The sequence below is a fragment of the Anaerocolumna jejuensis DSM 15929 genome (genome assembly GCF_900142215.1).
GTDB classification, from domain to species: domain Bacteria; phylum Bacillota; class Clostridia; order Lachnospirales; family Lachnospiraceae; genus Anaerocolumna; species Anaerocolumna jejuensis.
Genome location: NZ_FRAC01000013.1, coordinates 1 through 13,004, shown reverse-complemented (window position 1 = coordinate 13,004; position 13,004 = coordinate 1). Strand labels below are relative to the sequence as shown.

13 protein-coding genes are annotated in these 13,004 nt (G+C 36.4%); 3 read left to right on the top strand and 10 right to left on the bottom strand.

What is annotated here, in order from left to right; translation table 11 throughout:
- Positions 1 to 126: 126 nt before the first annotated feature.
- Positions 127 to 1,659 (top strand): leucine-rich repeat protein, encoded by a 1,533-nt coding sequence (locus BUB77_RS13430; protein WP_073276733.1) that lies wholly within the window; start codon positions 127 to 129, stop codon positions 1,657 to 1,659.
- 125 nt (positions 1,660 to 1,784) lie between these two features.
- On the opposite strand, the gene BUB77_RS13425 is transcribed toward BUB77_RS13430, so the two are convergent.
- The 10 genes from BUB77_RS13425 to BUB77_RS13380 form a co-directional block, all read right to left on the bottom strand.
- Positions 1,785 to 2,522: a response regulator transcription factor gene (locus BUB77_RS13425; protein WP_073276731.1), complete on the bottom strand. Its 738-nt coding sequence runs from the start codon at positions 2,520 to 2,522 to the stop codon at positions 1,785 to 1,787.
- Entirely contained in the window at positions 2,507 to 4,276 is a 1,770-nt protein-coding gene (locus tag BUB77_RS13420; RefSeq protein ID WP_073276729.1) for a cache domain-containing sensor histidine kinase, read from the bottom strand. The genes BUB77_RS13425 and BUB77_RS13420 overlap by 16 nt, the downstream gene beginning before the upstream one ends.
- A gap of 243 nt (positions 4,277 to 4,519) precedes the next feature.
- Entirely contained in the window at positions 4,520 to 5,416 is an 897-nt protein-coding gene (locus BUB77_RS13415) for a carbohydrate ABC transporter permease (protein ID WP_084124214.1), read from the bottom strand.
- 4 nt (positions 5,417 to 5,420) lie between these two features.
- Positions 5,421 to 6,419 (bottom strand): carbohydrate ABC transporter permease, encoded by a 999-nt coding sequence (locus tag BUB77_RS13410; RefSeq protein ID WP_330392573.1) that lies wholly within the window; start codon positions 6,417 to 6,419, stop codon positions 5,421 to 5,423.
- Between the two features lie 31 nt (positions 6,420 to 6,450).
- Positions 6,451 to 7,776 carry an ABC transporter substrate-binding protein gene (locus BUB77_RS13405; protein WP_073276725.1) on the bottom strand — a complete coding sequence of 442 codons (1,326 nt, stop codon included), beginning with the start codon at positions 7,774 to 7,776 and terminating at the stop codon, positions 6,451 to 6,453.
- Positions 7,777 to 8,323: 547 nt separating this feature from the next.
- On the bottom strand, positions 8,324 to 8,704 hold the full coding sequence (locus tag BUB77_RS13400) for a type II toxin-antitoxin system death-on-curing family toxin (RefSeq protein WP_073276724.1): 381 nt from the start codon (positions 8,702 to 8,704) through the stop codon (positions 8,324 to 8,326).
- Positions 8,701 to 8,943 (bottom strand): type II toxin-antitoxin system Phd/YefM family antitoxin, encoded by a 243-nt coding sequence (locus BUB77_RS13395; protein ID WP_073276722.1) that lies wholly within the window; start codon positions 8,941 to 8,943, stop codon positions 8,701 to 8,703. The genes BUB77_RS13400 and BUB77_RS13395 overlap by 4 nt, the downstream gene beginning before the upstream one ends.
- Positions 8,944 to 9,307: 364 nt before the next feature.
- Positions 9,308 to 9,541, bottom strand: coding sequence for a hypothetical protein (locus BUB77_RS13390; RefSeq protein ID WP_073276720.1), 234 nt, complete (start codon positions 9,539 to 9,541; stop codon positions 9,308 to 9,310).
- Entirely contained in the window at positions 9,520 to 9,915 is a 396-nt protein-coding gene (locus tag BUB77_RS13385; RefSeq protein WP_084124212.1) for an RNA polymerase sigma factor, read from the bottom strand. The genes BUB77_RS13390 and BUB77_RS13385 overlap by 22 nt, the downstream gene beginning before the upstream one ends.
- Positions 9,916 to 10,273: 358 nt before the next feature.
- Entirely contained in the window at positions 10,274 to 10,696 is a 423-nt protein-coding gene (locus BUB77_RS13380; protein WP_084124210.1) for an Ltp family lipoprotein, read from the bottom strand.
- 703 nt (positions 10,697 to 11,399) lie between these two features.
- On the opposite strand from BUB77_RS13380, the gene BUB77_RS13375 reads away from it, so the two are divergent.
- Together BUB77_RS13375 and BUB77_RS13370 are read left to right on the top strand one after the other, a co-directional pair.
- Positions 11,400 to 11,675 (top strand): CD3324 family protein, encoded by a 276-nt coding sequence (locus tag BUB77_RS13375; protein ID WP_073276716.1) that lies wholly within the window; start codon positions 11,400 to 11,402, stop codon positions 11,673 to 11,675.
- A 130-nt stretch (positions 11,676 to 11,805) separates the two neighbouring features.
- Entirely contained in the window at positions 11,806 to 12,792 is a 987-nt protein-coding gene (locus BUB77_RS13370; protein WP_073276714.1) for a phosphotransferase enzyme family protein, read from the top strand.
- Positions 12,793 to 13,004: the final 212 nt, after the last annotated feature.

Sequence of the window (13,004 nt, the reverse complement as noted above, 5' to 3'; positions counted from 1 at the left end):
TTTCCATTATACCTTAGTATGTGACAAAAAGGAATTAATTTGTAGATTTTTTAACATTTTATCAGTATAATTAGAACATTAGCTATTTGAAAGAATTTATTACACCAAAGACAGGAGACAATAAGCATGAAAATCAAAAAAGTGCTATTATCAAATCTATTTGTATGCTTCAGTTTAATAACTATTTTTTTATTTAACATAGAAGCTGCTGATGCATCTGTAACAATCAATGGAAAGGAATACTATCATTACATAGGTGGTACTCCATCTTATGAAGGCACCTTCAGTGATGGCACGCCTTACAAATTAACTACAAGCATACTTCGTATTAATGAAGATACCCCCAGTGAAGCTCGAGTCACTTCAATCTCTGTTGAAAATAAGGCATTGGATGTATCCGGTAAAACACTTACACTGCCATCTGTCTTCCAATCAGATGATTATAGCTATGTCATTACATCCATTTCCGGTGCAGGTAAATTAAAAAACCTGAATTTAGTATTGCCGGATACTGTTACAGAAATCACAGATCATTGTTTTGACAATTATGAAAATCTCACCTTGAATATTCCTGCCTCCGTAAAAAAGCTTGGCAACAATGCCTTTGATTATACGACTGTGAAAAAGATAAGTGTTTCCAAGGACAGCAAATACCTGAAAACAGAAAATAATAATCTATACAGCTATGATGGAAAAACTGCCTACTTGTTTAATGTATCTGATATGAGCACACTAACTGTTAAAGAAGGGGTAGAACACATTATTGATGGGGCTATTCCCAGATATGTCTCCATTAAAAAGGTAGTTTTTCCGAAGACAATTAAAAGAATAGATGATTATCTGAATGAAATACCCTTTATTGTATTCAAAGGAGCTAAGCCGCCTTTAGTATCCCCATATTTTTCGAGTCCTTATGTAAAGGTTCCTCAAAAATCTTTAACCTTATATAAAAAGGCAAAAGACACTGATGGTAACCTTGCATTTAATGAACAACATGTTTTCTCTAAAAGTAATTATTACCGGCCGGCTGAAAAATACCTTCGTTCAATTAGCACAAAGAAATATCTGAAAGCTGCCAAAGCAAAACCTAAAGACCTTACGGATAAGCAATGGACTGCCATAAAAAAGAAAGCCGCTTCCATTACGAAGGGGGCCACCAGTGACAGAGAAAAAGCACAACGCATTTATAAATGGATTATATCAGAATGCTACTATAACTTAGACGGTTTATCCATAACCGACTATGGTATGTTCTATATTATGTCAGAACATTATGATCCACGAGCAGATAAAACATATGCTGCATTTAAAGGGAAAGTAATGATTGATTATGGCTTCTCCAATCTTACTGTCGCTATGATGAGAGCTGCCGGTCTGCCATGTGAAACAATCTTACCCCAGGGTATTAATCAATTTTGGAACACACATTTCTCTACCTATGCTAATATTGTTTACTATAATAAGGAGTGGCACATTATGAAAGCCTCTAAAGACTGTAAAAATGTAAAGCTCAATGGTGAATTATCGAAAAATAAATCTCCTCAAACTTTAGAATATTTTGAGTATGACTTAGAGGTATGGACATACAGAGAAAATCGAAGACCAGCTCTTGACACATCTCTCGTTCCCCAGTCCCTTATCGATATAAAAACGAGATAAACCTCCGTGTAAATTTATTTGATATGCCGCTAATGTAAAAACCCTTCCCTGTACTTTGACGGTTCAGGAAGGGTTTTTTAAGCTTATATCCTATCCCCTTGTATGTAACTAAATATGAAAAAAGTTTACTGCGAGGTATGCAAGCTGACATATTCCGAATAGCTGATGCCCGAATATTTTTTGAAGCAGCGTCCGAAGTAGTTCGGGTCAGGGATTCCGACAGCATTGGCCGTATAGAACATCTTCATACTTGTTCTGGCTAACCCAATCGCCCGTTCCATCCGGCACTTGATAAGAAATTCCACAAAGCTCTCTCCTGTTTCCTGTTTAAATTTCCGGCTAAGATAGCTCGGATTAAATCCAAATTGCTGCGCCACAGAGGTTAGATTGATGCTGGAATCCGTAAAATTTTCACGTAAATACTGCGTTATCTGCCCAATCACAGATGGAGTAATATCTGGTCCAATCTCCTGTGTACGAGTATTGTATTTATCCAGATTTTCCTTTATTTTGGTTAACACCTCGGTCAACTCCTGCCGAACAATTGGTTTCAGCATATACTCTACCACCTGCAGACGAATACACTGACGTGCATACTCAAAATCATCAAATCCGGTCAAAATGATAATCACCAAGTCTCTATATCGCATCTTTGCTATTTGTGTGAATTCTATTCCATTCATAAAAGGCATGGAAATGTCAACAAAAGCAATATCCGGCCGCAAATCATCAATGATGTTAATAGCTTCTATACCGCTGGCCGCCTCACCCACCAATTCCATATCAAATGATTGCCAATCTACGGATACCTGTAGCAGCCTGCGAGCAGACGTCTCATCGTCAATAATCATAACTCGGTACATGATTTCCCCCCCTCTGTTTTCATTTCCCTCATCTTAGGAATGTATATTTCAATTTCTGTATATTCGCCCGGCTCACTGCGTATCTGTATTACGTTATCATAGTCATAGTAATAGCGAATCCGATTGATGGTGCCACGCAGACCGAAGCCTGACAGTATCTTTATGTCATCCTCCCTGCTTGCCTCCAGCACGTTCTTTATCTGCTCGGTACTCATACCAACGCCAGAATCATACACAATTATGTACAAACCACCCTCTTCCATGCGGATGGTAATACGAATAACACACTTTTCTCCCTTGGGGCGCACTCCATGGTAGATACAGTTTTCCACAAGCGGTTGAAGAATTAGCTTAGGTACCATGTAATTGAGCGTGGTATCGTCAAGGATATATTCATCCTCAAATATATCTCCATACCGCATCTTTTGCAGGGAGAGGTAATCCTGTGTAATACGCAGCTCACGCTGTAGTGGTATCTCACGATCACCTTTGCTAAGAAAATTGCGGTAAAAGCTACCCAGTGTCTCCAGTGCATCATGTACTTTACATGCATTCTCCTGCACTGCCATATAGCTGATAGTTTCCAGCGTATTATAAAGAAAATGTGGCTTTATCTGCTCCTGGAGCACACGCATTTCCGCTTTCTGCACATTCTTTTCATCCTCCAGCTGGCGATTGAACAGTTGGTTAAGATATTCTATCATGCTATTGTAGCTTTCAGCCAACCTGCCAATTTCATTGTTTGGCATTTCGGTATCAATCTTCTTAAGCCACCCAGATGACCTCGTGCGTTCCATTGCTGCACTCAGATTTCTGATAGGCCGTGCAATATTAACTGTAATAAACCAAGCACATACCATGAACGACAGGATAAATGCTGTCAGAGTCAACATCAGCGCATATATCGTATCCCGCGGTAGTGCCTCTGCGCCCTTGCCGCTCGCACACAAAACAACCAATGGCTTTACTGCCAGTCTACCGGTTAGAGTCTTCTTCTCACCACCCAAGCGAATATTCTTATATACCATACTTTCACTATTGTAATCACTATCATACAATGAGCCAATTTCTTTATTACCACATAGAAGTGTACCATAGCTATCAAGTATACACATACCGCCGGAATTCTGCAGCGTAAATGTATCATCAAATACATTACTTGATATGTTCATTCTAAGGATCCCCAAGAGCTTTTGTGAATTAATATCGTATACTGCGCGCGACATAGTAAGCAATGGCTTACCGCCCATTTTTATAAACGTACCGTTGCCATTAATTGAAAAAACTGTGGTACCATGTGCATCCAATATATCAGAACGCTCTGAGCTGTTCATATCGATAGAATAATCACCTATTCCTGTACTTACATGCTCACCATCGTTACGCAAGATATATACCGAATCAATATTGCTATACAAAATTTGTATTTCAGATATACTACTTCGTGCTTCATATATCTTATCTCTATCTATTTCTTCCGCTTTTAAAAATCCCACGACTCTATCATTGACCATGATCAGACGTGATAAATAATTGTAGTTCACCAAACTTGCTTTGATGGTGGAAACCACATTATTGACCGCCGTTTCCGATGTTCTTATTTTGAAATCATCTTCAGTTTTCTTGATTATGATAGAGGTTGCTATCATAAACATCATACAGAAAAATAACAGCAGAATAAAAAGCATTAACAGGATCGTTTGCTGCAGCGACATTTTAATATCGCGTTTTAACCTTTTGCCGCCATGCCTCATTTCTACACCTCAATCATGTATATAAATTCTATTTTTACCATATTATTACATTCCTTACCATACGTTATCGTATCACATCTACTATTTATTTTCAACATAGTGCATTCAAAATCAGGATACATAGCAGTGGAATTTGGCTGGGCTGTAAAAAGTAACATAAAACAAAAGGTTTCCGACTCTGTTAAGTATAAAGCTATTTAAACAAAGCCCGAAACCCATCTGATACAAAATATTAGCTTATCACTAGCCCTTGATTGCTCCAGCAATGAAGCTATCTTGTATTTTCTTACTAAAGAATACGTAGAATATGAGCGTCGGGAATGTTGCTAAAACCAACGCCGCACCTATAGGCCCCCAATCCGTCGTATACTGTCCTGAAAGGGCCTGCACACCGACAGGCAGTGTTTTGTGTGCAGAATCACTAATAAAGACGTTCGCAAACATCAGCTCGTTCCAGCACTGCAGGAACGTGTAAATTGACACTGTTGCCACAGCCGGCTTCATCAGCGGTACTATAATTCGGAAGAAAATCCCCCATACACCGCAGCCATCGATACATGCTGCTTCATCGAGATCCATGGGCAATTCTTGCATAAAGCCTGTGCAAATAAGTATCCCCATCGCTAATGAAAAGGCAGCGTAGGGAATAATAAGAGACAAATAAGAATTGAGTAAATGCAGTTTTGAAAGTGTGACATAGATAGGCACAATTGCCGCATGAATAGGTATCGTCAAACCAAGCATAAAAAATGCGTTCATTCGCTTCCTTCCCTTCCAAATAAATCTTGTCAGGGTAAAGGTTGCCATAAGTGAAAACAGCATAACTATTGCAATGGTCACAATGGCAATAATGGTACTATTTAAGAAATATTTACCAATATGTCCAACACCCATTGCCTTTTCATAGTTTGACCACAGCCACTCTTTCGGAAGACCGGCAACATTATCTCCGAATATTTCCTCATTACTCTTGAGTGAGAAGGTAAACATCCAATAGACAGGGAACAGGTTAATAAGTGCCCAGATACCTAATATTATATATACCCAAATTTCTTTGCCCTTGCCTCCTTTATTCAGGAAGGAATTACCCTGGGTTATGGATTTCTTATTTTGATTTAGAAAGATATCATCGTTTTTCATGTTGTTAATCCTCCTTATCTCTAAATATGCAGCCAATAATCAAAGCAAATGTGAAGCATAAAATGATGAGAAGGAAAGCAATCGTACTACCCATACCATATCTATTACGCAGGAACAACATACTTATCATCAGTGTACTGGGCACCTCCGTTGCGTGTAGCGGTCCGCCATTTGTTAATACATAGATTAAGTCAAAAGACTTCAGGGAGCCTGTAACAGCAAAGATAGTGCTTATCTTCAATATAGGCTTTATGTACGGTAAAATAATATAACGGTTTACCTGTCCCTCTCTTGCTCCATCAATCATTGCTGCCTCACGATACTCGGGCGGAACACTCTTGATACCGGCATACATCAACAACATATGATAACCGACATACTGCCATAAAATAGGTACGAAAGCTGCACCGAGTGCGGTAGTTTTTTCTCCAAGCCAGATCTTTGCCAGACTATCCAGACCAAGAGATCTCAGCGCTACATTAAGTAAACCGTAGGATGGATTGTAAATCTTTAGCCAGAGCTGACCGATAACAACAGTCGATATAAGAACAGGCATAAAATAAATTGAAAGGAAACCTCGTTCCCCCTTTCTTCCCTTACCGAGAAGAAGTGCAAGCCCCAGCGCGAGAGGCAATTGAACTGCTACTGAAAGCAGTGCCAAAAGCAGCGCATTGCCCAGAGCCTTCACAAAGCCTATTGAGTTGCTGGTAAACAGTTCCCCATAATTTTCCATTCCAATGAAAGTCTTTTTTCCAAAGCCGTTCCAATCAAAAAAGCTGTAATAGCCCGATATAAATATCGGAGCAACAAGAATGAGAAGAAAAAGTAGCAGCGCAGGGAGAATAAAAAGAATAATTGTCAGCTTATTACTATATAGTTTTTTCATCTTGATTCCTTCCCTAATAGATAAGAAGCGGTTCCCAGATGATTTTGATCCAGACAATCGTTGGGAAACCGCTTCCTTTTTTATTGAATCAGAGCCTGATGGCTTATCGGCTCTCATTCATTTTTCTTAAATCATATACTTCCCAGAATTATTTTTTAAGGTCTTTATCAAGACTTTCAGCAAATGTCTTACCATCAATTGCAGAAGCATAAATCTGGTTAACATAGTCAAGATAAATGTTTGCATTATCAGCAGACTGAATACCGTCACCAAACAGAACACTCTGTTTTGAATTATTCATAATATCAGCGACTGCCAGTGTCAGTTTGTTGAGTTTGCTTGTGTCATAATCAACCTTCCATGCCGGAAGTCCGTTACCATCAAGGTAACCATAGTGGCATACGCCCTTAGCAAGTTCAAATGCGGCCTTTGCAGCAATCTCAGGATTCTTCGAAGTAGCTGAAACAGCAAGTGAATCACTGGGGCCACCAATGAGCTCGCCCAGCTGAGACTTGGTAGAATCAATAACTGGGAATTCAGCAATCTGAACCTTATCCGCAATATCAACAAAACTTGCACAGTTCCATGTACCATTAACATAGAAAGCGTACTTTCCTGCTATAAAGTTTGCTTTAACCTCGTCATTACTAAGAGCAATTCCTTCCGGATCAAAATACTTCTTTTTAATCATTTCCTGGAAATTGTCAACTGCCTTGACAACACCCTCGTTATTCCATGAAGCTTTGCCAAGATACATATCGGTAAGTGCGGAAGCACCAACGCTCTTCTCGATAATAGACTCAAGATACTCGGTAACACACCAGGTCTCTTTCCCTGAACAGCCAAAAGGAATAATTCCCTTTTTAACAAGAGCGTCACAGCAAGCCATCAGTTCTTCATATGTACCAGGAACTTTATCGTAACCTGCTTGCTTGAGAAGCTCCATATTAGCGAACATAGCAACGACATTGTAATTTGTTGGTGCGCCATAAAGCTTGCCGTCATATTTGTGATTTGTCAGCACTTTATCTGGCAATTCAGAAGAATAATTAGCATAGGCATCATCTAAGCAATAAACACGATTAGCATCAACAAATTCTCTAAGGAAACCGCCTCCCCATGTGAAGAAGATATCTGGCAGTTCATTTGCTGCGGCAGCAGCCTTAATCTTTGTCTTATAATCCTGGTTTTGGGTAGCTTCCCATTTGAGATTGATTTCCGGATGAGCTTTCTGGAAATCAGCAATAGCAGTTTCATAAGCATGGCGATTTGAATCGCTCTCTACTGCTATACACCACATAGTTAGGTCTGTAGGCTTACTCGAGGTTTCAGCAGGTGCTTTGGTTGCGGCAGGTGTTTCGGTTGTGGCAGGTGTTTCGGTTGTGGCAGGTGCTTGGGTTGTGGAATTTTTCCCGCACCCTACGAGAGATACGAGCATCCCCACAGCCAGCAGTAATGAGATAATCTTTTTCATAGTGCCCCTCCTCATAAAATTTTTTTATTTATGTTAATATGATTTGACTCGATAAAGCTTTGAATCATTTGGCTTTCTGCCGAATGTCAGTTTAGTTCAAATCACATTTTCATACCTGTTATCTACCGCTCATTTAACCATGCGCCGCGGATATTCAATGTGCAAATTCTTACTACATGCTGTCATCAACAGTAGTATAAGCACAATAGCTAAAAAAGTTGGCATAAATTTTGTTTTTTCATTAAATTATCTCTTTCGCTTCTCATTATATAATTATCTATTCAGAACATAAATGTTATATTTTTACTTCTTGACGCATTTTTTTTACTTCTATTTATGTATTTTTACCAAATTAATTATTTTTATCTTCGTTTTATATCCAAGATTTATTGTTAACAGAAAAACGTTAATAAAAAAGACCAACAAGTAATCCTTTAGTTGTTTATGCTAAGACCAACTGACCAAATTTAGTATACTATAATGAAAGTTCAACTAAAAAAATAGCGGGTTCCCGTTTAAGGTATCCGCCATTTTTATAATAAAATTATCATTCGCCACTGTGTGCAATAATCCAATCTATAATAAAATCCGTATTGTATTTTCCACTGGCTGCTCCTAAACCAAGTTCAATAATATCTTGGTTCGAACAATTAACCTCTAGTTGATTAACATCCATAAAAACCAGCATAGCCAAGATACCGATTCTTTTATTTCCATCAATAAAAGGATGATTACTGATTATACTGAAAGATAGTCTAGCCGCTTTATTCTGTATAGATGGATATAACTCTGTACTTTCAAACGTTTGAAAAGGTGCATGTAGTGCCATATCAAGTAATCCATTATCTCTGACACCATCTAGACCGGCAGATTGCTTTATTACCATTGAATGTAGCGTTAAGATTTGTTCTTTACTTAACTTTGTCATTTTGCTAATTCCTCAAAAGCATCTGCATACTTAGTAAGATATTTCATTGCTGCTTCCTCTACCATTATATTATCAGCAATTTTATCTTCCTGTAATTTACTATAATCTATAATCACATATCTTGGAGCATTATTTTTCAAAATAACTGCTGCTCCATTTTCATCTACCATACGAGCTACCTTAGAAAAATTCTGATTCGCTTCTGTTATTGATATCAGATTGTTTAAATCAACTTTCATAATAACACCATCCTTTCTATGATAATATTATACGCTCTATCTAGGATATATTCAACCTAGAATTTGAATATCGTTTTAGTTTAAGATGTACTAAAATTATGTCTTTCTACCACGGACTAGAAGACTTTTTTTATCTCAATTTTGAACGAAAAAAGCACTCTACCATTACTTTTGCCTCATAATATCCGATAGCAAAATCGAACAAATAGATTTGCCTACTTTTGATTAAGGACAGCCTAGTGCTCTACAGCACAAGCCGCTTTCAATGATAATTATTATCTATTGTTGAGTACTGTCTGTGCTGCTGCGGTCACTAGTGAGCAATACATTTCCTTCCATAAATCCTTTGAGCACCGCATCTTTTCTAATATTCGAAAGAATCTATCAAATTTTTCAGTTCTTTTATTGGTGCATTCGAGATAACCTGATATAAAATATCTCCTGCCTTGAAAACAATCTTATTACTCCTCTCAGATTTCACAAAATATGCCCTTATTCCATTTGATGATTCGTATACAGAATCATATTTCTCATCTTCTGACGTACCATATCCCAATAAATCCTGACTGAAACCTTCTAATGCAAACCTTCCATCCACATTAACATGATATCTTCCATACGTATATCATTTTTCACTTCTGGTTCTTCATCACGGACTTCAACATCCATCTGTTCATATACTACATGTCTATTCCATGCGGATTTCCATAGATCTCTGCAACAATTTAAGGTTGTTTTAATCATCCATGCTCTCATATGTTCATCGCCATCCAATCGATTCCTTAACCCGATCAATCTAATAAAGACATCCTGAAAGATATCATCAGCCTTTTCCTTTTGTTTCGTTTTCATCAAAGCAAGGCGGTACACTGTATTACCATATTTGTTTAACAGGTATTCAATTTCAGAATTACTGTAAGCTCTATATTGTTCCATTGTGTCTCCAGTCATAATATATTCTATTGTAATCATCCCCTTTCACTTATAATACGATGTTAATAACGATTATCTTTCATAATTATATAATTTTTTAGTTTTTTATGGAATTCTCTCGCAATTTCCTTCAGCATAGTTTTTTCTCAAAATCACTTAAATACCCCATTTAGAAAACTTCATGTTACATAAAAGTTTTTAAAGTATAGCAAAAAGAGACCCTTATATCAACTTTTCGGTCAATTTAAGGGTCTCTAACTTATTCTCAAGAAAAACTACGTTCTTCTCTCAGAGAAAATCTCATCTTATTTATTATTTAATACTGCCTGTGCTGACTTCAATGAAATCATAGTGATGAATTATTTCTATATACTAAGTAATAATAACGTGATACTTCTTATTTGTATGCTTTGCTTACACCATACTTTGCCTCACTTTTTGTAAAGCCATCAAACTCCAACTGTTCCATCAATTCTTTTTTAGAGAATGACATAGTATCTAAATAACTTTTTGCTGTCTTTACTGCTTGTTTCTTCCAATTTGCACCGCAATTCTCTACTGCATAATTTGCTTCCTTTGTTGAATAGCCGTCAAATTTAAGCTGCTCAATCAAACCTTTCTTCGAAAATGACATAGAATGTAAGTAATCTTTAGCTGCTTTTAATGCATTTTTCTGCCCTGCTGTAGCTGCCTCAGCCGTAACTACTACATTACTTTGTATACTAGTCATACTCGGTAAAATACCCATATTGAAACATAAAACCATTACTAATACCATGACTTTCATTACTACTCTCTTACTAGAACATACTTCTCTCATAAAATTCTCCTCCTATTTACTAAATAAAAATATTTAAATCCACCTAAAATATAACAAGTGTGTTATATTTTGTCAAGTTTTAGTATCAAGTAATTTTAGCACATGCCTATATAATTAACAATAGCACGAAATAAATGGCACCCTACCACATTATATGATGGGGTGCCCTATATTTCTTCGCTGTTATTCAATACAGCCTAACCTAAGTCAATCCATTGAAAAACGTTGAAATTTGAATTTATTTATTATTTAATACTGCCTGTGCTGCTGCAGTTCACTGGTGAGAAATTAAATACAATGTACAATATTTTTTCCAAATTATTATTCATAAAAACATTTACACTTGCAATTTTAATACAATCTTTCTATAATTCCGCTATATTAACCATTTTTTAAATTCTAACATCTAAACTCTGGAATAAAATCAATCTTTGTCATATCCCCCTCCACAAGTATTGCTGCATGTTTTAAGAAATGCTCTCTTAAAAGAAATAGTACTGTCACTGATTGGAAATTTATTCTTGTTATTATTTTTAAATAAGATATAATAGTAGATGTGTTATTTACAAAATCATATCAAAGGGAGAACTACAAATATGATAAATTATGTTATAAGAAGGGGTTACCTTTAAGATTCTATCTCAGAGTAGAAATATTGCTGCTTAGTTTTTTCTTATTTCAAATAAGATTGAAAGGAGAAAAAATGAGTTATATAAGCGCAGAAAAGGTATTGCCTACAGAACTGATAAATCAAATCCACAAATATGTTAGCGGCGAATGCCTTTATATTCCAGTTATGCATAAAAAAAGAAAGGTATGGGGCATGAAAAGCGGCTATCGGCAGGAATTGGATATAAGAGATAGCAATATTTTTGCATTACATCAAAAAGGGATAAGTGTTTCTGAATTATCGGAGAAATATTTTCTTTCAGAAAAAAGTATTTATCGTATAATTAGTAAAATGAGTTCCATCATGTAGTTATGAAATCCGCAGTATTGATCTATTCAATATTGTGGATTTCTTATTTTTTTATCTATCTGTTTTCGAGAATGACAACGAAAAGGCGGTGGCATACAATTAATATAGAAAAAACAAAGGAGACGAAAAAATGGATTCGATTTTTTTCCCAATACAATCATCAATACTATCACCGGATGCTCTACTTAGTGAAATCAAATTAAACTATGGCTTAAAACTATTGCAATGCCGTTTATGGAGCAGTGGTTTGAACGATGTGTATCTACTCCAAGAAACTACCCGTAGGTATTTTTTAAGAACTTCACACGCAGTACGTTTTTCTAAAAAAGATTATGAGGAAGAACTAAATGTAATGTTACAATTAAGGGCGAGAGGTATTAATACCTGTATACCTGTTAAACAATTGGATGAAACATATATTTGGGAGATTAATGCTCCCGAAGGAAAACGATATGCGGTTCTTTTCGAAGAAGTAAAAAATGACAAAACAGTTAGCACCTATAATCTTGGGAAGCTTGCTGCTGAGATTCATAAAGCATCTGATGATGTTAACTTAATTATTAGTCGTCAACATATATCTTATGAACTCTTGATTTCACTTCCACTTAAAAGTATTATTGAAGCCGGTTCTATGAATGAAATGGATACACAATTTATAGTAGAAAGCTCAACGCAGATTTGGAATGACCTAATAAGCCATATTCCTACTACAGCACCATACTATGGTTATTGCCATGGAGATATGCATAGTGGAAATATATATTCCACCGATGGTATTCCTCAGATTTTTGACTTTGACTGTATGGGAATCGGTTACAGAGCTTATGATTTATGTGTCTATTTATGGGATGAGACCACCATAAATGAGGAGTTTATTAATTCAGACGAATGGAAAAATTATTTGAAGGGATACAATGAGGTTCGCATACTTTCGCAAGCAGAAATTATTGCTATTCCCGCCTTTGCAGCATTAAGACAATTATGGTTTATTGGACTAATTATAGGTGCTACAAAAATAAATAATTCCTGGGATGGACTTAATGATAACTTTTTTAAAGAACAATTAAAGAGATATACATTTTGGTATAATAAATGGAAGAACAATACAGTTATTTAATCGATAATTTGGTAAAAAAACTGGAACAGTTTATCAAATATCAGAAACTGGAGAACTTAGATTACATTAAAGTTTTTTAAAGTATATCAAAGAGGAGACTGTTTAGAGTGTGTGAATAAAAGTCTGTAAATGCTGATCTTCTATGATAATAGCCGGTCTGAAGGCTTAGCGATAAGCTTTCAGACCTTGTTTTATATATAACATCACATGCT